The organism is Microbacterium sp. IO18 (genome assembly GCF_049099505.1).
In the GTDB taxonomy this organism is placed as follows: domain Bacteria; phylum Actinomycetota; class Actinomycetes; order Actinomycetales; family Microbacteriaceae; genus Microbacterium; species Microbacterium aurugineum.
Map to the genome: position 1 here is coordinate 620,495 of NZ_JBMJAF010000001.1, position 19,795 is coordinate 640,289.

The following is a 19,795-nucleotide window of genomic DNA, read 5'->3' on the forward strand; positions in this document are numbered from 1 at the left end:
TCCGTGCACCAGGGTGTCGGTCGTCGCGACCACACTGCCCGAGGGGGTCGCGACGACCGCGGCATCGTCCCCCGGGCCGATGAGGGCGTGCGAGGCGGAAGACGTTCGGCTCAGGATCGCGTGGAGGATGCGTCCTTCGGAGACATCGCCGAGGCGTGGATCGTCGGCGTCGGGTCGGGAGGGCATGCTGTCAACGGTAGCCTGGAAGCATGCCTCGTTCCCGTCGCCTCGCTGCCCTCGCAGGCGCGGTGACCCTCTCCGCCGCCCTCTCCGGTTGCGCGACGACCGTGCACCTCGAACCGGCCGACGATGCGAACAATCCCGCATGCGCCTCGGTGTCGGTCCTGCTGCCCGACAACGTCGCCGGTCTCGACCGCGTGTGGACGGATGCCCAGGCCACGGGTGCGTGGGGCGAGCCCACCGCGGTCGCGCTGCGCTGCGGCGTCGAGCCGCCGGCTCCCTCCGCCCTCGTGTGCACCACGCTGGGGGGCGTCGATTGGCTGGTCCTCGAGCAGGAGGAGGAACGTCAGCGCCTCGTCACCTACGGCCGGGATCCCGCGGTCGAGCTGAACATCCGGCGCGGCGAGCAGATCGACTTCCAGTCGATCGTGGACTCGATCTCGCAGAGCATCCAGTCCGGGCTCGCCCCGGCCACAGCGAAGTGCACCGATCGGGTCGAGTTCCCCGCGAGCTGATCGCCACGGGGAACTCGATGTTCAGCGGCGGAGGCCCGCTTCGACCAGCTCGGTGATCAGTTCGCCGTAGCTCAGCCCCGAGGCGACCCAGCATTTCGGGAACATCGAGATCGGCGTGAAGCCGGGCATCGTGTTCAGCTCGTTGACGACCAACTCGCCCGTCGGGGTGAGGAACATGTCGACCCGGGCGAGTCCCCGGCCGTCCACCGCGTCGAACGCGCGGATACCCGCCTGCTGGATCGCTGCGGTCTCGGCATCGGTCAGCTCCGCCGGGCACACGACATCGACGCCGTCGCCGCCGAGGTACTTGCCCTCGAAGTCGTAGAAGCCGCGGGACGTCAGCACGATCTCGCCCGGCAGAGATGCCCGGACGCCGTCGGCGCCCTCGAGGACGGCGACTTCGATCTCGCGACCGCTCACGCCGGTCTCGATCAGCACCTTGTCGTCTTCCGCGAAGGCCACGGCCAGCGCGGCGTCGAGCTCGTCCGCGGTGTCGACCTTCGACACGCCCACGCTCGAACCGGCGCGCGCCGGCTTCACGAACAGCGGCAGACCGAGCGCGGAGGCACGGCGGCGCACGTCTGCGGCGTCACCGTCCCAATCCCGGCGGCGCACGGTCACCCACGGAGCGACGGCGATGCCCGCGGCCTGGAGGGCGATCTTCATGAAGTGCTTGTCCATGCAGAGCGCGGAGTCGAGCACGCCGCCGCCCGCATACGGGACCTCGAGGGTGTCGAAGTAGCCCTGGATCGTGCCGTCCTCGCCGTGCGGTCCGTGCAGGATGGGCAGCACCACATCGATCTCGCCGAAACCTTCGACCGAGCCGTCCACCTGCACGACGCGCAGTGTGCGGTCGCCACCCGGCTCCGGCCACAGCACACGAGTGCCGTTGTCGACGACCTCCGGGAGATGCGCCGCATCCAGCGGGAACTTCGCGGGATCGTCGTCTTCCAGCACGAATGCACCCTCGCGGGTGATGCCCACCGGGATCACGGCATACCGGTCGCGATCAATCGCTCCCAGCACGCCCCCCGCCGTTGCGGAACTGATCGAATGCTCGCTGGAGCGCCCGCCGAAGAGCACCACCACCGTCTGCTTGTCCATGGTTGGTCCTCTCACCCTGCGGGGTGTCGTCGTCCGTCGTCAGGTGGGGTGCGATGTCCCGCGGATCCATCTTGCCGTCGAGCACCATCTTCACCTGCTCGACGATGGGCATGTCGACCTCGGCTTCGCGTGCGAGCTGCAGGATCGGAGCGACGGAGGCGAGACCTTCCGCGGTCTGTTGCATCTGCTTCACGACGTCCTGGAAGCTGTACCCCTGGCCGAGCAGGCGTCCCGCCGTGTTGTTCCTGCTCAGCGGCGACTGGCACGTGGCGATCAGGTCGCCGAGACCGGCCAGGCCCTGGAGCGTCTCCGGATGCGCACCGTTGGCCACCGCGAAGTCCGTCATCTCGACGAGTCCGCGCGTGATGATCGATGCCTTCGTGTTCTCCCCGTACCCGACGCCGTCGACGATGCCGATCGCGACCGCGATCAGGTTCTTGAGGACGCCGCCGAACTCCGTGCCGATCACGTCGGTGTTCACGAAGGTGCGGAAATACTGGTTGCGAGCCGCGCGCGCGACGACATCGGCCGTCTCCTGGCTACGGGAGGAGATCACGGCTGCGGTGGGCTGCTCCCGCGCGATCTCCAGTGCGAGGTTCGGCCCCGATGCCACGGCGATGCGGTCGGGATCGCAGCGGAGTTCCTGCTGGATCACCTGGCTCATGCGCAGACCCGTGCCACGTTCGACGCCCTTCATGAGGCTGATGACCTTGGTGTCGCTGTCGGCGAGCAACGGGCGCAGCGCCTTCAGGTTCTCGCGGAGCGACTGGCTCGGCACCGACAGGTACACCTGTTCCACGCCGTCGAGCGATGTCGCGAGTTCGTGGGTGGCCGCCATCGTCCGCGGGAGGTTGATGCCCGGGAGGTAGCGTGAATTGCGCTTGGCCTCGTTGATCTCCTGCGCGAGTTCTGCACGCCGGGCCCACATCGTGACGTGTGCGCCGCCGTCGGCGAGGATCTTGCCGAAGGTCGTCCCCCAGCTGCCGGCGCCGATCACCGTGACGCGCGGTCCGCTCGGAACGGTTCTCTTAGGAGTCAAGGCGCCCGGTCTCCTTCTGGCCGTGGTTCGCGGGGTTCCATCGCTCCGCCGGAGCCTTCTCGTCTCGAAGCTCCTCGAGCAGAGCGGTGATGGCGTTCATGAGTCGATCGGTGGCTTCATTGAGGGCAGCAGGCTCGCCCGCACGTTCACGCAGATCCGCGACATCGACCGGATCTCCGATGAGCACGCGGACCGGCTTGCGCAGCGGCCAGAGGCTGAGACCCTTCTGATAGCGCCCCATGATCGCCTGGGTCCCCCACTGGGCCATCGGGATCAACGGTATGCCGTCGGCGAGTGCCAGACGCACCGCGCCCGACTTGCCGCGCATCGGCCACAGCTCGGGATCACGTGTGAGCGTGCCCTCGGGGTACACGATCACACCCCGACCGTGCTCGACGAGCTCTTCCGACTGCTTCATCGTCTGTCGAGCGGACGCGGCCGAGGAGGTACGAGCGACCGGGATCATCCCCGTGCGGCGCAGGAACCAGCCGAGCACCGGCACCCTGAAGAGACTTTCCTTGGCCATGAAGCGCGGCGCACGACCGGCACGCCAGACGGCGACGGCGACGATGAGCGGATCGAACTCCGAGTAGTGGTTCGGGGCCAGCACGAACGAGCCCTCACGCGGCAGCTTCTCCGCCCCGCGGACGCGGATCTTCGCGATCAGGGAGACCGGAGGGATCACCAGCGCCGCGAGCGGCCAGAAGATGCTCGGGCGCTTCGTCTCCGATGATCGGGACGCCACTTCGGTCACCGGATGACGTCGAAGTCGGCGCCGAGCGCGTCGAGCTTGGCGAGGAACTTCTCGTAGCCGCGGCTGAGGATGTCGACGCCGGACACCTTCGACTCCCCGGTGGCGGTCAGCGCCGCGATGACGTGGCTGTAGCCGCCGCGAAGGTCGGGGACCACGATGTCAGCGCCGTGCAGCGGCGTGGGGCCGGTGACGACGGCGGCCTGCTCGAGGTCGCGACGGGGGACCCGACGCGGGCCGTCCTGGAGACCCCGGGGGTGGACGACGATGTCGGCGCCCATCTTGACCAGCGCATCGGTGAAGCCCATCCGGTTCTCGTACACGGTCTCGTGCACGACGGAGCGACCGTGTGCCTGGGTGAGCGCGACGACCAGCGGCTGCTGCCAGTCGGTCATGAAGCCGGGGTGCACATCGGTCTCGATCACGACGGGCTTGATCTCGCCGTCGCGACGGAACAGGATGCCGTCTTCCTGGATGTCGAACCAGCCGCCCGCCTTGCGGAAGACGTTGAGGAACGTCAGCATCTCCTGCTGCTTGGCGCCGCCGACGAAGATCTCGCCGTCGGTGGCCAGCGCGGCAGAGGCCCAGGATGCCGCCTCGTTGCGGTCGAAGATCGACCGGTGGTCGTAGCCGCGGAGCTTCTCGACGCCCTCGATCACGATGACGCGGTTCGGCTCGTAGGAGATGATCGCGCCCATCTTCTGCAGCACGGCGATCAGGTCCATGATCTCGGGCTCGATGGCTGCGTTGCGCAGCTCCGTGACGCCCTCGGCGCGGACGGCCGTGAGCAGAACCTGCTCGGTCGCACCGACGCTCGGGTACGGGAGGTGGATGTTGGCGCCGTGCAGACGCGTTCCCCCGGTCGAGAGGCGGATGCCGCTGGGGAGCTTCTCGACGATCGCGCCGAACTTGCGCAGTGCGTCCAGGTGGAAGTCGATGGGGCGGTCGCCGATGCGGCACCCGCCGAGGTCGGGGATGAACGCCTGTCCGAGACGGTGCAGCAACGGGCCGCAGAACAGGATCGGGATACGGGAGGCCCCCGCGTGCGCGTCGATCTCCTCGAAGTGTGCGGACTCCACGTCGCTGGGGTCGAACACGAGCGAACCGGGCTCGTCGCCCTCGGAGACCCGGACGCCGTGCACCTCGAGCAGCGAACGCACGACGGCGACATCGCTGATGGCGGGGACGTCTCGTAGCGTGCTGACGGTCTCGCCGAGGAGGGACGCGACCATGGCCTTCGTGGCCAGGTTCTTCGCACCCTTGACGTCGACACGGCCGCGGAGTGGACGTCCGCCTCGAATGGCGAGGACGTCTCCGGTGAGTGCAGGGACTCCGTCCGGAAGAGCGTCGCGCACAGGTGTCGTCATTCGGAGCCTCACTTCATTTACGGATTTCGGGGGCGGGTTGCCCCTGGCTCCCCCGCCCCCACCGTCTACTGAACGGGAAGGGTCCGTGGCCGCCACGACTCGCGACGGGCCTCGAACTGCGCGATCTTGTCTTCGTTGCGCAGCGTGAGCCCGATGTCATCGAGCCCTTCGAGGAGCCGCCATCTAGTGTAATCGTCGATCCCGATGTCGGCCTGGACGTCGCCGATGGACGCCGTCCGCGCCTCGAGGTCGACGGTCATCGACACCCCGGGATTCCGGTCGATCTCGGCCCAGAAACGCTCGAGATCCTCTTCGGAGATGGTCGCCGCGAGGAGGCCCTGCTTGCCGGAATTACCGCGGAAGATGTCGGCGAAACGAGGGCTGAGCACGACCTTGAAGCCGAAGTCGCGCAGGGCCCAGACCGCGTGCTCACGGCTGGAGCCGGTGCCGAAGTCGGGTCCGGCGAGAAGCACGGACGCCCCCTGGAACGCCGGCTGGTTGAGGACGAACTCCGGGTCCTGGCGCCATCCGTGGAACAGCGCATCCTCAAAACCGGTCTTGGTGACCCGCTTGAGGAAGACGGCGGGGATGATCTGGTCGGTGTCCACGTTCGAGCGCTTCAACGGCGCCGCGATGCCGGTGTGAGTGGTGAACTTCTCCATGATTCAGAACCCTTCGGTCAGATCGCTCGGGCTGGACAGCGTGCCACGGATCGCGGTGGCGGCGGCGACGAGCGGCGACACGAGATGCGTGCGCCCTCCCTTGCCCTGACGGCCCTCGAAGTTGCGGTTGGATGTGGAGGCGCACCGCTCCCCCGGCGCGAGCTGGTCGGGGTTCATGCCCAAGCACATCGAGCAGCCGGCGAAGCGCCACTCCGCTCCGAAGTCCTTGATGACCTTGTCCAAGCCCTCCGCCTCGGCCTCCAGGCGCACCCGCGCGGATCCGGGAACCACCATCACGCGGACGCCGTCGGCCTTCTTCTTGCCTTCGATGACCGAGGCGAAGGCGCGCAGGTCCTCGATACGACTGTTCGTGCACGACCCCATGAAGACCGCATCCACCGGTACTTCCTTGAGCGGCGTGCCGGGGGTCAGGTCCATGTACTCCAGCGCACGCTCCGCCGCGGCGCGTTCGTTGGGATCGACGATCTGTGCCGGGTCCGGCACGGAGGCGGACAGCGAGCTTCCCTGACCGGGGTTGGTCCCCCAGGTCACGAACGGTTCGAGCTCGTCGGCATCGATGAACACCTCGGCGTCGAACGTTGCGCCCTCGTCGGTCGGCAGCGTGCGCCAGTAGGCGACCGCGTCCTCCCAATCCTGGCCCTTGGGCGCGTGCGGGCGCCCCTCGAGGTACGCGAAGGTCGTCTCGTCGGGAGCGACCATGCCTGCGCGCGCACCGGCCTCGATCGACATGTTGCAGATCGTCATGCGCCCCTCCATCGAAAGGGCGCGGATCGCGCTGCCGCGGTACTCGAGCACGTAGCCCTGTCCGCCGCCCGTGCCGATCTTCGCGATCACCGCAAGGATGATGTCCTTCGCCGTGACCCCGGGACGCAGTGTCCCGTCGACGTTGATCGCCATCGTCTTGAACGGCTTGAGCGGAAGCGTCTGCGTGGCCATGACGTGCTCGACCTCGCTCGTGCCGATGCCGAACGCCATCGCACCGAACGCCCCGTGGGTCGAGGTGTGCGAATCTCCGCAGACCACCGTGATTCCCGGCATGGTCAGACCGAGCTGCGGCCCGACGACATGCACGATGCCCTGCTCCGCGTCACCGAGCGAATGCAGACGCACACCGAACTCCGCCGCGTTGCGTCGCAGGGTCTCGATCTGCGTGCGGCTGGTGAGGTCGGCGATCGGCTTGTCGATCTCCCAGGTCGGCGTGTTGTGGTCCTCGGTCGCGATCGTGAGGTCGAGCCGGCGCAGCGGTCGTCCTTCGGTGCGCAGCCCATCGAAGGCCTGGGGGCTCGTCACCTCGTGCACGAGGTGCAGGTCGATGTAGATCAGGTCGGGCTCGCCGTTGTCGCCTTTGACGACCAAGTGGTCGTCCCAGACCTTCTCGGCGAGTGTCCTGCGGCGTGACGGATCAGCACTGTGTGCGGGGGTGGTCATTGCGTGTCTCCTGTGGCTGACGGTTCGGCCCACGATGGACTCCGCGACGAGGAGGGGCTCTAGATCGAGGTCTCGTCGCGGCCCATAAGAAGAAGGAGCACGGTCCGCATGACGTCAGATTACCACCGCTCGGCCGTGCTCCGATCCGCCATGACACTCTGTTGAGCACCGAACGACCGAGAGGCACCGCATGACCGTCGCACACCCCCGCTTCGCCACCCGCGCGGTCCATGCGGCGCGCGACCGGGACACCGCCGCATCGCGCGCGACACCGATCTACCTGACGGCGGGCTTCGAGTTCGACGACTTCGATCACGCGGCCGACCACTTCCGCACCGGAGCGGGCTTCGGCTACACCCGCACCGGGAACCCGACCGTCCGCGCCGTGGAACGCCAGCTCGCCGCGCTGGAGTCGGGCGCGGACGCCGTGCTCGTCGCCAGCGGCCAGGCGGCGGTCGCCACAGCCCTGCTCACCGTCGCGGCCGCCGGCGACCACATCGTGTCGTCCACGCACATCTACGAGGGCACCCGGGGCCTGCTCCTCGACAACCTCGCGCGGCTCGACATCGAGACGACGTTCATCGACGACATCGCCGACCCGGACGCCTGGCGGAGCGCGATCCGCCCGAACACCCGCGCGCTGTTCGCCGAATCGATCGCGAACGCCCGCAACGACGTGCTCGACACCCGCGCCGTCAGCGCCGTCGGGGAAGAGTTCGCGATCCCGCTGATCGTCGACAACACCCTCGCGACACCGGCGATTCTGCGTCCTCTGGAACACGGCGCCGCGATCGTGGTCCACTCGGCGTCGAAGTTCCTCGCCGGGCATGGTTCCGTGCTGGGTGGCGTGATCGTCGACGACGGACGCTTCGACGCCGAAGGCGCAGGCCACAACGCGCCCCATCTCGTGCTCCCGGGCCGCGGCGACACGCCCAGCGTCTTCGCGCGCCACGGAGGCCGCGCTCGCATCGCCTATGCCCGGGAGTCGGTGGCTCCGCGATTCGGCGCCTCGCCCTCCCCGTTCAATGCGTTCCTGATCGGCCAGGGCGTGGAAACACTCGGACTGCGCGTGGAGCGGCAATCCCGCAGCGCCCTGCAGATCGCCCGCTGGCTCGAAGAGCATCCGGAGGTGGAGAACGTCGACTACGTCGGCCTGCCGTCGCACCCTGACCACGCAACCGCGAACCGGTACCTGGAAGGCGGATTCGGCTCGGTCTTCACGTTCACGCTGCGGGGCGGCCTCCCGGCAGCACGACGATTCGTCGAGCAGGTGCAGGTGTTCACGCACATGACGCACCTCGGCGATGTGCGATCCCTGGTCCTGCACCCCGGGACGACGAGCCATGCTCAGCGCACCGAGCAGGAGCGCGAGGGGCTCGGCGTGCGTCCGGGCACGCTCCGACTCTCAGTGGGCATCGAGGACATCGACGACCTCCTCGCCGATCTGGCACAGGTGCTCGAGGGCGCGCGGGAGACGGTGGCATGAGCCGCCTTCAGCACTTCGGCTGGTTCCTCGCCCGCGGCTTCGGGCCGCAGGGCTGGGGGTACCCGTCCCTCGACTGGGATTACGACTGGACGCGTCCCGAGGTCTATCAGGAGGCGGCACGGACGCTCGAGCAGGCGGGGTTCGACCTGGTCATCATCGAGGACGCGCCGTCGCTGGGTTCGCCCTCGACGATCGACCTGCGCGTGCGCCACGCGTTCGGCGGGCCGAAGCACGATCCGCTGCTGTTGGCCCCCTACCTCTTCCAGGCGACGAGGCATCTCGGTGTGGTGCCGACCGTGAACCCTGCGGCGTACCTCCCCTATACAGCGGCGCGCCAGTTCGCGACCCTGCAGCACGCGAGCGGACATCGGCTGGGACTCAACGTGGTCACCGACACCGGCAGCGCGCGTCACTTCTCCGACGCCCCGCAGCTCGGCCACGACGAGGCGTACGACCGCGCCGAGGAATGGCTCGCCGGGATCCGTGCCCTGTGGCACAGCTGGGAGGACGGCGCCCTCATCGCCGATCGCGCGACCGACGTGTTCGCCGACGGCTCGCGGCTGCGCGCTGTCGAGCACCGTGGCGAGCACTTCGCCTTCGACGGCCCGCTCAACGCCCTCCCCTTCACCGACGGCGACCCTGCGATCGTCTCCCCCGGAGGTTCCGGTCGCGGGCTCGGGTTCGCGGGCGCGAACTCCGATGTGCAACTCGCCCTCGCACCGCTGAACGAGAAGTCGGTGCGCGACTACCGCTCCCGGGTGCACGCGGCTGCCGTCGCCGAAGGACGACGCCCCGAGGACGTCAAGGTCCTGTTCGCCATCCAACCCGTGATCACGCCGTCGCGCGAAGAGGCGGATCGCGTCGTGGCGGCCTCCGCGCACCCCGACGACGGAGCACTCCTGCAGATCGCCCGCAAGCAGTCCAGCGATCTCGAGACCGATCTGACCTCCCTCGATCTCGACGAACCCCTGCCTCCCTCGATCTTCGGCTCCCACGTCTCGCGCGGCAGCATTCAGCGTCTGATCGGCGACCGTGGAGAGGACGCCCCATTGCGCGCGCACCTGACGGCGCTCGCCCGGACCGGACGGATCAGTGATCGGACGGGCTTCGTCGGAACCGCGGACGAGTTCGCCGACCTGATCGAAGAGCTCGGCGAATGGGGCAACGATGGCGTGCTGCTGTGGGGAGACTTCCATCCGGTCACGCTGCATCGCACGCTCGACGAGCTCGTGCCGATCCTGCGCCGTCGCGGCATCCTCCGCCGGGAGTACGCGCACGGGGGCCTGCAGGCGAACCTGCACGCGTTCTGACCGGCCGTCAGGCGACCGTCACCAGCCCAGCGAGCCCGGCCCGCCTTTGAAAGGACCGACGACGGACGAGGTGACCCACCCGCCGTAGAACCCGCCGGGTTGCGGTACCACGACCTCGCCGCCGACCGTGCACTCGTCCATCGGTGCGGCGTAGACGGCGACCCGATCGGTCAGCATCTCGAAGCCCGGAGAGGGATGCGGGTAGTTCCAGGCCGCCCCCTGGCGCAGGGTGTCTCCGCTGTGTACGTCGAAGTAGCGAGCGGCCCCCTTGAACTCGCAGAACGACGAGCCCGAGGCCTCGACCAGTGCGCCAGGGACGAAGTCGGCCATCGGAAGGTAATACACCGGAGGGTGACTCGTCTCCAGCACACGCACGGCATCGCGGGTGTCAGCGATCAGGTTCCCCGCAAGGCGGATGGTGATGCGCTCGCCGACGGGCTCGACGCGCGGCGGCCTCGGGTAGTCCCAGACGGACTCCTGACCGGCGGCGGGGATTTCGGGGCGAGGTCTGCGCATCTGTTCACTGTACGTCTCTCGGTGTTGACTGGTGCCATGACCGCCCTCCCGATGTTCCCGCTCGGCTCGGTGCTGTTCCCATACACCCCGCTTCCGCTCCGCGTGTTCGAGCCGCGCTATCTCACCTTGATCGGGCGGCTTCTGGACGAGGACGACCCGCGATTCGGTGTCGTTCTCATCGAACGCGGCCAGGAGGTCGGTGGGGGCGACCAGCGCCGTCGCATCGGGACGACCGCGCGGCTGGTCAGCATCTCCACCGGCGCTGACGCGCTGGTCGCCGTCGCCGTCGGCACCGAACGGTTCTCGGTCGACGAGTGGCTGGCTGACGAGCCGTATCCCCGAGCCGAGGTCACGCCGCTGCCGGAGCTCGACTGGAACGACCAGCTCACCCCGATGCGCACGGAGGCCGAGGCCATCGTGCGGCGCACCCTCGCGCGCGCGCCCGAGGCCCCGTGGGATTCCGGCACGGAGCTCTCGGACGATCCGATCGCCGCGGCATGGCAGCTCGCGGCGATCGCACCTCTCGGCGAGTACGACAGATACGCCCTCTTGCAGTCCGCCACGGTCGGGGCGCTGCTGCGTCAGATCATCGACCTCACGCTCGAGGCCGAGCTTCTGTGGTCAGACGAGTGAGACGCCGCGGACGCTGACGGAGCTCACTCCGCCGGCGTCGTGACCCTCGCCGCTCGCTTCTCCCGCGAGGAGGCGATCAGGCTCGCGACCGTCGCGATGGTCATCGACGCCAGGATCACCCCGAGCGAGACCATGTTGCTGATGTCGGGCACCCATTCGACGTGCTCACCGCCGTTGATGAACGGCAACTCGTTGACGTGCAGGGCGTGGAGGATCAGCTTGACACCGATGAAGCCCAGGATGACGGCGATGCCGTAGTGCAGGTAGCGGAGACGGTCGAGCAGGTCGCCGAGCAGGAAGTAGAGCTGACGAAGCCCCATGAGCGCGAAGATGTTGGCCGCAAAGACGAGGAATCCGTTGGTCGTGATCTCGAAGATCGCGGGGATGGAGTCGATCGCGAAGATCAGGTCCGTCACTCCGATGGTGATGAAGACGATGACCATCGGGGTCCACATGCGCTTGCCGTCCACCGTGGTGCGGATCTTGGACCCGTCGTACGTCTCGCTGATGTCGATCCGACGCCGCAGCAGACGGACGACGAAATTCTCGCGCTGCACCTCGCCCTCGTGGTCTCCGTCCGGCATGGCCTGACGGATCGCCGTCCAGATGAGGAACGCCCCGAAGATGTAGAAGATCGGCGAGAAGTTCTCGACGATCGCGACGCCCGCGAGGATGAACAGGCCACGCAGGATGAGGGCGATGATGATGCCGACCATCAGCACCTGCTGCTGGAGGCGTCGCGGCACCGCGAACTGGGCCATGATCAGCACGAACACGAACAGGTTGTCGATCGACAGGCTGTATTCCAGGGCCCAGCCGGTGATGAAGTCACCCGCATTCTGCCAGCCGCCGACGTTGCCGAGGAGCACGGCGAAGAGGAGCGCGAGGCCGACGTAGAACACCACCCAGAGGGTGGACTCCTTCGTGGAAGGGATGTGCGGCCGCAGCCGGATGAGCAGCAGATCGGCGATCAGGATGATCGTGAGGACGACCATCGACGTGATCTCGAACCAGACGGGGATTTCCAACGGCGCACTGCACCTTTCGCGAAGGGTCGGGAATGACTCGAAAGTCTCTCCCCCGCACGGTGGTGCGTCGCGCGCCCGGAGCAACGATGACGGTGCTCGTGATGACGTTACGCGCGGATCCGGGATACTCCCTCTCGCTCGGGCAATGCTACCGGAGTGCTGGGAGCGTGGGGAACCGCCCACGCGGCGGACATCGACGGAACAGGATCTGAGACGATGAGGACTCCGTCGACACTTCCCGGGTGAGAGACACCGAACGGAATCAGGATGCCCGTGCAGACGAGTGATCAGAAATGGGCGGCCCAGGCCGCGGCAGGCGACGAGAGCGCCTTCCGCGAGCTGTACCGCGCGCATGTCCGGCCGGTCTACTGGATCGCCCGAGGGATACTCGCATCGGCCGCCGATGCGGAGGATGTCACGCAGGAGACGTTCGTCGTCGCCTGGCGGAAGCTCCCCGCCCTCGACCTCCAGGGCGAATCGATCCTGCCGTGGTTGGCGACGATCTGCCGGTTCCAGGCCGCGAACCGGCTCCGCCAGCAGCGACGTGATCAGGCGCACACCGCCGAAGCCGTGGATGCGACGCTGTTGCCGGACACGATCAGCGTGGAGGAGCAGGTCATCACGGCTGAGCTCGCCGCACGGATCGCCGCCGAGGTGGGCACCCTGAACGAGCTCGACCGGGAGATCTTCCGACTCTGCGCGTCTGAGGGCTACGCCTACCAGGCGGCCGCCGAAGAGTTGGGCATCACCCACGCCGTCGTCCGAAACCGTCTCTCCCGAGTGCGCACCCGACTGCGCGGTACCGTCCAGGAAGCGAGAGACGCATGAACGATCAGAACCCCCACGGCGAGCTGCCGGTCGTGTCGGACGAGACCATCGCCCGCATCGAGGAGTCCGTGTTCGCCGAGATCGCCGCCGAGCGTGCGCCGGTGAACCTGGCTTCGGCCCGCGCACGCACGCGACGACGGCGCTGGCTGACAGGCGGCGGCATCGCCGCAGCCTTCGTCATCGGCGTGCTCGTGACTCCCCCGATCCTCGGCGCGGTCGGCGGCTCCACTTCGGTCACCGCGGGTGGGTGGAGCATGTCCGGGGATGCCGCCACCGACGCTTCCTCCTCCTCGCCCGACCGCATGGCCGAGAGTGTTCCGGAGATGCTCGCCGAAGGGACCACTGATGCGGGCGGCGCCGTCGAAGGTGCCGTCGATGGCGCTGTCGACGGCGATCGGGAGACCATCGCCACCGCACAGGCCACGGTTCAGGTACCGAGCATTCCCGAAGCCGCGACGACCATCGCCGCACTCGCCGCCGACCACGGCGGATACGTGGAGAGCACGGAGATCGGCAAGGCGGCCGTGATGGACGGCACCTCCGAGCCGGCGCCGGCCGACTCCGCGTACGGGTGGATCAGCGTCCGAGTGCCGTCCGATGACCTGCCGGAGGTGATCGCCGCGCTCGGCGACGTCGGGGACGTCCTCTCCTCGTCGACGTCGAAGCAGGATGTGACCTCGATCTCCATCGATCTGCAGGCGCGGATCGACTCGACCAGAGCATCGGTCGATCGTCTCACCGAGTTGATGTCGCAGTCGGGCAGCGTGTCCGAGTTGATCGAGGCGGAAGTCGCGCTGACCGATCGGCAAGCGCAGCTCGAGTCGTACGAGCAGCAGCTCGAGGCACTGCAGGACCAGGTGGCGATGTCATCCCTGCAGGTGCAGCTGACCCGGGAGAACTCTCCCACCACTGCTGACCCCGCCGGATTCAGCGACGGCCTCCTCGCCGGATGGAACGGCCTCGTGGTCTCGCTGAACGCGCTCGTGGTCGCGGTCGGATTCATCCTCCCGTGGCTGGCGATCGCCGGAGTCGTCATCCTGATCGTGTGGCTGGTCCGCCGGTCACGCCGGGCCCGTCGCGCCTCGCACGCGACAACCGGAGACCGTACGGACGCCGAAGAAGCCTGATTTTCCGGGGTATACAAGAAGGCTTGTGCGTCTGCACGGGCGGGATTAGCGTCTTCTCCCGTGGAAGACATCTCCGTGATCACCGCCGTGCACCATCCGTTGCGCCGCCGCATCTACGACTACCTCCTCCTGTACGGGACGTCTCAGGTGACGACGCTCGCCCGCGCACTCGAGAGCCAGGTCGGCAGCATCAGCCACCACCTGCGCATGCTCGAGCGAGCGGAGGTCGTCGAGCGCGTTCCCGACCCGGACGGTGACAAGCGCACCAGCTGGTGGGCTGTCGCACGGAGAGGGTTGACCTGGTCGACCGACGACTACGCGGACTCCCCCTCAGACGCCCTTCTCGCCCGAGAGGCGCAACGCCAGGGCATCCGGATGCAGATCGAGCGACTCCAGCAGTGGCACAGGCACCGACACGATCCTGCCTACGTCGGGTATGACGGCTCCAACACCGAGACCACGACCTGGGCTTCTCCCGATGAGTTGCGAGATCTTTCCGCTCGACTCCTGGCGACGATCCGCGAGTGGCAGGACGGCATCGATCTCGCGGACGACCAGTCGCGCACGCCCATCTTCGTGTTCGCCCACGCCTTCCCGACGGTGCCGTGATGGCCACCCTCAGCGAGCCGACCATGCTCCTCACTCCCCCGGAATTCCGCCGCGATCACCGCGTGCACGCATGGATCGGCGTCAAGGCCCTCTCCGACGCGGGGGATGCACTCTGGACGATCGCTCTCGCCTGGACAGCCGTGCAGATCGCGTCGCCGGCCGTCGCCGGCCTGATCGTCGCAGCCGGGACCATCCCCCGGGCGGCGATCCTGCTGTTCGGCGGCGTCATCGCCGACCGTGCCGATGCGCGGCGGATCATGCTCTTCTTCACCGTCCTCCGCGTGGGCGTGCTCGTCACCGTGGCCGTGTGGGTCCTCACAACGCCCCCTTCCGTGGCGATCCTGCTGTTCGCCGCGATCGCGTTCGGGGTGTGCGACGCGTTCTACGAGCCGTCGGCGGGCACCATCGCGCGACAGCTGGTCCGACCGACGGATCTACCGTCGTACGGGGCGGCCGCGCAGACCGCGTCACGACTCGGCACCATGGGTGGCGCGGCGATCGGCGGGATCATCGTGGCGCACGCCGGCCTCGTCGGCAGTGCTTCACTGAATGCGCTGACGTTCGCGCTCGTCGCCGCCTTCATCGCGATCTGGTTGCGACCGCGGTTCCGACTCGCCCGGGCCGAGAAGGAGTCGGCGCTGCGCGGCATCGCGCGAGGATTCGCGCACCTCTCCGCGAATCCGACCACGCGCACCCTCGTGATCGCGCTGTCGGGTCTGAACCTCGCCGTGGGGCCCGCCGTCGGGATCGGCCTCGCGTTGCGCGCACACGCCGAGGGCTGGGGCGCGCAGGCGGTCGGCCTCTTCGAAGCCCTCCTCGGTCTGGGCGCGGCGATCGGGGCCGTCTCGGTCGCGAAGTGGCGACCCCGCCACGAAGCGCGCGGTGGCTTCTGGGCCCTGGTGGTCCAAGGGGCAGGGATCATCGCGCTCGGGTTCGGGCCGGCGTGGACCGTGGCGACGGCCGCCTTCGTGATCGGAGCGACAGCCGGATACGCCTCGGTCTTGCTGAGCGCGACCTTCTCAGCCACCGTCGACACCGCCTATCTCGGCCGGATGGGGTCGCTGACCCGGTTGGGAGACGACTGCCTGATGCCGTTGGCGATGGCGGGCTTCGGCGCGCTCGCCTCACTCACGAGCCTCTGGGTGCCGTTCACCCTGTTCGGCGGCGCGATGATGGCGCTGATGATCCTGCCGTTGAGCAACAGGACCTTCCGCACGATGGCGCTTCGCTCGGGCCCGGCGGAATAACGGCCTCTGAAAAGCAAGAAAGCCTCCGGCGAACCGGAGGCTTTCTCGTGTTGTGTGACCCCAGCGGGATTCGAACCCGCGTTACCGCCGTGAGAGGGCAGCGTACTAGGCCGCTATACGATGGGGCCGTCTGGCGAAACGTTTCCGTCGCGCGACAACCGTTCAAGTATGCCACGGCGTTTCTCCGTCCGCAAAATCGAGGCCGCCTCCTCGTGACCCCCGGGCGTGGCGCGCGGAATCCGTTTGCCGTGGAGCAGACGAAGGAGTTGACTCATCTCATGCGCGTCACCAAGTTCGAACATGCTGCTCTCCGTCTCGATGCGAACGACAGGACCCTCCTGATCGATCCGGGGTCCTTCACGGCACCCGTGAACGATCTCAACGATCTCGTCGGGATCGTGATCACGCACGAACATCCCGACCACTGGACCCCTGAGCACTTCGACCGTCTGCTGCGCACGGCGCCCGGCACCCCGATCTTCGCGCCCGCCGGCGTCGCGCGCGCGGCAGAGGGCTACGACATCACCGTGGTCTCCCCCGGTGACACCGTCGAGGTCGGCGGTTTCACTCTGCGTTTCTTCGGCGGCACGCACGAGGTCATCCACTCATCTCTCCCCACCGTGGAAAACGTCGGCGTCCTCGTCAACGACGAGCTCTACTACCCCGGCGACTCCTACGCCGTCCCCGAAGGCATCTCGGTGGGCACTCTCGCCGCGCCGCTCGGCGCGCCCTGGTTGAAGATCGGCGAAGCGATGGACTACGTGCTCGCCGTCGCGCCACGCCGCGCCTTCGGCACCCACGACATGACGCTGTCGGTCATCGGCAAGAACATGCACCGGCAGCGCCTGCAATGGGCCACCGAGCAGGGCGGCGGCGAGTTCTTCGTGCTGGAGCCCGGCGACACCCTCGACCTGTGACCGGCGCAGCACGCCGCCTCCTCCCCTCGCCGACCGCCCGCCTCCGCTTCCGCGAGATGAGGGAAGACGACCTCGATCAGATCGCCGAAATGCTCGGCGATCCGGAGGTCATGGCCTTCTATCCGGCCGTGAAGACGCGCGCGGAGAGCGCCGAATGGATCGCGCGGATGCAGGAGCGCTACCGCGAGCACGGGCACGGGCTATGGGTGATCGAGACGCACGACGGTGAGTTCATCGGGGACTGCGGTCTGACCTGGCAGTCCGCGAACGACGCTCCGGTGCTGGAGGTCGGCTATCACGTCCGTCGCGCGAGTCAGGGCCGGGGCTACGCGACGGAAGCCGCGAGGGCATGCGTCGAACTCGTCGCCCGCGAACTCGCCCCCACCCTGCTGACGGCGATCATCCACCCCGCCAACGCCGCGTCGCGCGGGGTCGCCGAGAACCTCGGCATGACGCACATCGACGACGACCGCGCCCACCCGTGGATCGTACGCACGGTCATGGGCATGCAGGTCGCCCCGGCTTAGCCCTCAGCAGACGCGTCCTGTGCGGCGCGTACCCGGAGGTCGCGTTGCAGATGATCCCGCTGCTCGACGACCAGGCGACGAAGTGCGGCCGGCGCGGCCTCGTTGTCCGCAAGCCAGGCGTCGACGGGGCCGAGGGTGTCGCCCGCAGGGAAGAACCCGAGGACCAGCCTTCGAGCGATCTCGATGCTGCGTCCGCTCCATGCCGCACCGATATGGCGGAAGTACTCCTCATCGAAGCTCGCGATGAGGTCTCGGCGTCCCCCGGCGCGGAAGCCGTCGATCTCGGCATCCAAGTGGTCGTTGCTGAGCGATTCGTCATTCCACGCCGACTCCCACGCGCCGCGTCGCACGGCGGTTTCCGGGCGCGAGGCACGTGCGCGCCGCGCCGCCGTGCGTCCACTCCCCGTGTCGTCGCGTTCCTCCTCGGCCGCGATGTCTGCGAGGTCGGCATGCCCCGTCGCGACGAGTGCCGTGAGGAGCTGCCAGCGCAGGTCAGGATCGACGACGAGACCCTCGGGAACGTCCCCGTCGAGCAGGGCGCGCACCCGTTCGCTGTGCACATCGTCGAACGCGGAGGCCGTCGCCAGAGCCCGCGCCCACGAGAGCTGCGCGTCGCTCCCGGCGTCCGCGGCCTGAAGCGCATTCCACACGGCGTCGGTCCAGGTGCGCTGCTCGTCGTCGCGCCGGGCGGGTGCGACGAAGTGCCGGATCGTGTGGACCGCATTGGCGAGGACGCTGGACAGGAGTCCGCTGTTCGACTCCGCCGGAGCATGCGTGCGCACGATCGCGAGGTAGCGCGTCGCGCTGAGCTCGCCGTCGCGGGTGGCGTTCCACAGCGACGACCACACCAGGGCGCGGGCCAGCGGGTCTTCGATCGACGAGAGGGACTCCTCGACGGTGCGCAGGGAGGCCTCGTCCAGTCGCGCCTTCGCATAGGTGAGATCGTCGTCGTTGAGCAGCACCAGATCGGCGTCAGCGAGCTCCACCTCGGTCCGTTCACCGAGCAGATCGAGTTCCTGCTGGTCCTTCCGGACGATGCGGCCGTCCTCGCGCCCGTAGAGCCCGATGCGGAGCCGGTGCGGGCGGGGATCCGTCTGCACGAGGAAACGGTGCCCGTCGTCGTCGCTCTCCAGCCGGATCGTCGACACCCCGGAGGTCTGCAGCCATGACGCCGACCAGTCGCTCATGTCCCGTCCGGACACGGCACTGAGTTGCACGAGGAAGTCGTCCAGAGTCGTGTTCCCGAAGGCGTTCGCCGCGAAGTAGCGACGGGCGCCCTCGAAGAACGCCTCGTCCCCGACGAACGCGACGAGCTGCTTCAGCACCGCAGCGCCCTTGGCATAGGTGATGCCGTCGAAGTTGAGTTTCGCGGCTTCGAGATCGGTGATATCCGCCACGATCGGGTGCGTCGTCGGCAACTGATCCTGCTGGTAAGCCCACGCCTTGCGACTCGCGGCGAACTTGACCCACGCGTCATGGAAACGCGTCGCGACGGCGGACGCGTGTGCGCCCATGTAGTCGGCGAAGGACTCCTTGAGCCACAGATCGTCCCACCAGGTCATGGTCACGAGGTCGCCGAACCACATGTGGGCCATCTCGTGGAGGATCGTGTTGGCACGCGCGGCTCGCTGCGCCTCGGTGGCCGCCCCTCGGGACAGGTATGCCTCGGTGAAGGTGACGAGCCCCGGGTTCTCCATCGCTCCGAGGTTGTACTCGGGGACGAAGATCTGGTCGTACTTGCCCCAGGGATACGGGTAGGCGAACGCATCCGCGAAGAAGTCCAGTCCCTGCCGGGTCACCTCGAGGATCTCCTCGGATTCCAGATACGGGGCCAGGGAGCGGCGGGCGAAGACGCCGAGGGCGACCTGTTCCTCGCCGCGCTGCCACTCGCCGTCCACCCGGGTATAGGGGCCGGCGGCGACCGAGGTGATGTAGCTCGAGATCGGGAGAGTCGGCGCGAACTCGACGCGCTGCACGCCGACGCCGAGGTCCGTGTGCGTCGGTGACTGGTTCGAGAGCACCTCCCACCCGGACGGCGCGTCGACCACGAAGATGTAGGACGCCTTCATATCCGGCTGCTCGAAGCACGCCATGACCCGGCGCGAGTCGGCGGGCTCGTATTGCGTGTACAGATACGTCTCGTCGTCGGCGGGATCGTGGAAACGGTGCAGTCCTTCGCCCGAACGACTGTAGGCGCCGACCGCTTCGACCCGGACGACGTTGGACGGGCCCAGCCCGACGAGGGAGATCCGTGCGCCGTCGTACACGACCTCCTGCTCGACACCGTTCAGGACGACGCGGGTGACGGCCTCACCGATGAAGTCGAGCCAGGTCGCCTCGGTGGACGCGTCGAATTCGAGCGTCGTCACCGTCGGGAACCCGGTGCGAGCCCGCTCGGGGGCGCCGGTCAGGTCGAGCTCGACGCGAATGCGGTGCACGGTGACCGCTGCGGATCGCGCTGCGGTCTCCTCGCGGGTGAGGTTGGCTGTATCCATGTATC

General features: G+C 68.1%; 19 protein-coding genes, 1 tRNA gene and 1 pseudogene. 10 read left to right on the top strand and 11 right to left on the bottom strand.

Annotation, left to right across the window (positions count from 1 at the left end):
• Window positions 1-186, bottom strand: a pseudogene (locus ACLF6J_RS03100) (thiamine-phosphate kinase); the annotation flags it as partial.
• A gap of 23 nt (window positions 187-209) precedes the next feature.
• Here ACLF6J_RS03100 and ACLF6J_RS03105 point away from each other — a divergent pair.
• Entirely contained in the window at window positions 210-695 is a 486-nt protein-coding gene (locus ACLF6J_RS03105; protein WP_134353636.1) for a DUF3515 family protein, read from the top strand.
• A gap of 21 nt (window positions 696-716) precedes the next feature.
• On the opposite strand, the gene ACLF6J_RS03110 is transcribed toward ACLF6J_RS03105, so the two are convergent.
• The 6 genes from ACLF6J_RS03110 to leuC all read right to left on the bottom strand — a co-directional run bounded on the left by ACLF6J_RS03110 (window position 717) and on the right by leuC (window position 7,067).
• Entirely contained in the window at window positions 717-1,799 is a 1,083-nt protein-coding gene (locus tag ACLF6J_RS03110) for a D-alanine--D-alanine ligase family protein (protein WP_134353635.1), read from the bottom strand.
• Window positions 1,705-2,838 (bottom strand): NAD(P)H-dependent glycerol-3-phosphate dehydrogenase, encoded by a 1,134-nt coding sequence (locus ACLF6J_RS03115; protein WP_047523949.1) that lies wholly within the window; start codon window positions 2,836-2,838, stop codon window positions 1,705-1,707. The genes ACLF6J_RS03110 and ACLF6J_RS03115 overlap by 95 nt, the downstream gene beginning before the upstream one ends.
• Window positions 2,828-3,592, bottom strand: a complete 765-nt coding sequence (locus ACLF6J_RS03120; RefSeq protein WP_047523948.1) for a lysophospholipid acyltransferase family protein — start codon at window positions 3,590-3,592, stop codon at window positions 2,828-2,830. The genes ACLF6J_RS03115 and ACLF6J_RS03120 overlap by 11 nt, the downstream gene beginning before the upstream one ends.
• Window positions 3,589-4,956, bottom strand: a complete 1,368-nt coding sequence (murA, locus tag ACLF6J_RS03125; RefSeq protein WP_131490919.1) for a UDP-N-acetylglucosamine 1-carboxyvinyltransferase — start codon at window positions 4,954-4,956, stop codon at window positions 3,589-3,591. Before murA ends, ACLF6J_RS03120 begins: the two co-directional genes overlap by 4 nt.
• A gap of 65 nt (window positions 4,957-5,021) precedes the next feature.
• Complete coding sequence (gene leuD, locus ACLF6J_RS03130; protein ID WP_047523946.1) at window positions 5,022-5,618, bottom strand: 3-isopropylmalate dehydratase small subunit; 597 nt, start codon at window positions 5,616-5,618, stop codon at window positions 5,022-5,024.
• 3 nt (window positions 5,619-5,621) lie between these two features.
• Window positions 5,622-7,067, bottom strand: coding sequence for a 3-isopropylmalate dehydratase large subunit (leuC, locus tag ACLF6J_RS03135; protein ID WP_047523945.1), 1,446 nt, complete (start codon window positions 7,065-7,067; stop codon window positions 5,622-5,624).
• Between the two features lie 190 nt (window positions 7,068-7,257).
• On the opposite strand from leuC, the gene ACLF6J_RS03140 reads away from it, so the two are divergent.
• On the top strand, window positions 7,258-8,553 hold the full coding sequence (locus tag ACLF6J_RS03140; RefSeq protein WP_421076825.1) for an O-acetylhomoserine aminocarboxypropyltransferase/cysteine synthase family protein: 1,296 nt from the start codon (window positions 7,258-7,260) through the stop codon (window positions 8,551-8,553).
• Window positions 8,550-9,863, top strand: a complete 1,314-nt coding sequence (locus tag ACLF6J_RS03145; protein ID WP_134353633.1) for an LLM class flavin-dependent oxidoreductase — start codon at window positions 8,550-8,552, stop codon at window positions 9,861-9,863. Before ACLF6J_RS03140 ends, ACLF6J_RS03145 begins: the two co-directional genes overlap by 4 nt.
• Window positions 9,864-9,881: 18 nt before the next feature.
• Here ACLF6J_RS03145 and ACLF6J_RS03150 read toward each other — a convergent pair whose 3' ends face one another.
• On the bottom strand, window positions 9,882-10,379 hold the full coding sequence (locus ACLF6J_RS03150) for a DUF427 domain-containing protein (RefSeq protein WP_134353632.1): 498 nt from the start codon (window positions 10,377-10,379) through the stop codon (window positions 9,882-9,884).
• Between the two features lie 36 nt (window positions 10,380-10,415).
• Between ACLF6J_RS03150 and ACLF6J_RS03155 the strand changes: the two genes are divergently transcribed.
• Window positions 10,416-11,012 (top strand): LON peptidase substrate-binding domain-containing protein, encoded by a 597-nt coding sequence (locus tag ACLF6J_RS03155; RefSeq protein ID WP_134353631.1) that lies wholly within the window; start codon window positions 10,416-10,418, stop codon window positions 11,010-11,012.
• 23 nt (window positions 11,013-11,035) lie between these two features.
• Here the strand turns inward: ACLF6J_RS03155 and ACLF6J_RS03160 are convergent, their stop codons facing one another.
• Window positions 11,036-12,040: a TerC/Alx family metal homeostasis membrane protein gene (locus ACLF6J_RS03160; RefSeq protein WP_134353630.1), complete on the bottom strand. Its 1,005-nt coding sequence runs from the start codon at window positions 12,038-12,040 to the stop codon at window positions 11,036-11,038.
• Between the two features lie 267 nt (window positions 12,041-12,307).
• Between ACLF6J_RS03160 and ACLF6J_RS03165 the strand changes: the two genes are divergently transcribed.
• Genes ACLF6J_RS03165 through ACLF6J_RS03180 form a run of 4 tightly spaced genes read left to right on the top strand, consistent with a single transcriptional unit; the run spans window position 12,308 to window position 15,851 of the window.
• Window positions 12,308-12,868, top strand: a complete 561-nt coding sequence (locus ACLF6J_RS03165) for an RNA polymerase sigma factor (protein WP_134353629.1) — start codon at window positions 12,308-12,310, stop codon at window positions 12,866-12,868.
• Window positions 12,865-13,995 (top strand): DUF4349 domain-containing protein, encoded by a 1,131-nt coding sequence (locus ACLF6J_RS03170; protein WP_134353628.1) that lies wholly within the window; start codon window positions 12,865-12,867, stop codon window positions 13,993-13,995. The genes ACLF6J_RS03165 and ACLF6J_RS03170 overlap by 4 nt, the downstream gene beginning before the upstream one ends.
• 60 nt (window positions 13,996-14,055) lie before the next feature.
• Window positions 14,056-14,604, top strand: a complete 549-nt coding sequence (locus ACLF6J_RS03175) for a winged helix-turn-helix domain-containing protein (RefSeq protein ID WP_134353627.1) — start codon at window positions 14,056-14,058, stop codon at window positions 14,602-14,604.
• The gene (locus ACLF6J_RS03180) at window positions 14,604-15,851 is read left to right on the top strand and encodes an MFS transporter (protein ID WP_134353626.1); all 1,248 of its coding nucleotides are present in this window, start codon (window positions 14,604-14,606) and stop codon (window positions 15,849-15,851) included. The genes ACLF6J_RS03175 and ACLF6J_RS03180 overlap by 1 nt, the downstream gene beginning before the upstream one ends.
• Window positions 15,852-15,906: 55 nt before the next feature.
• Here the strand turns inward: ACLF6J_RS03180 and ACLF6J_RS03185 are convergent.
• Window positions 15,907-15,979, bottom strand: a tRNA-Glu gene (locus ACLF6J_RS03185).
• Between the two features lie 150 nt (window positions 15,980-16,129).
• Between ACLF6J_RS03185 and ACLF6J_RS03190 the strand changes: the two genes are divergently transcribed.
• Together ACLF6J_RS03190 and ACLF6J_RS03195 are read left to right on the top strand one after the other, a co-directional pair.
• Window positions 16,130-16,768, top strand: a complete 639-nt coding sequence (locus ACLF6J_RS03190) for an MBL fold metallo-hydrolase (protein WP_134353625.1) — start codon at window positions 16,130-16,132, stop codon at window positions 16,766-16,768.
• The gene (locus tag ACLF6J_RS03195; RefSeq protein ID WP_279586701.1) at window positions 16,765-17,295 is read left to right on the top strand and encodes a GNAT family N-acetyltransferase; all 531 of its coding nucleotides are present in this window, start codon (window positions 16,765-16,767) and stop codon (window positions 17,293-17,295) included. The genes ACLF6J_RS03190 and ACLF6J_RS03195 overlap by 4 nt, the downstream gene beginning before the upstream one ends.
• Here the strand turns inward: ACLF6J_RS03195 and pepN are convergent.
• Entirely contained in the window at window positions 17,292-19,790 is a 2,499-nt protein-coding gene (pepN, locus tag ACLF6J_RS03200; protein ID WP_134353623.1) for an aminopeptidase N, read from the bottom strand. The genes ACLF6J_RS03195 and pepN overlap by 4 nt on opposite strands.
• Window positions 19,791-19,795: the final 5 nt, after the last annotated feature.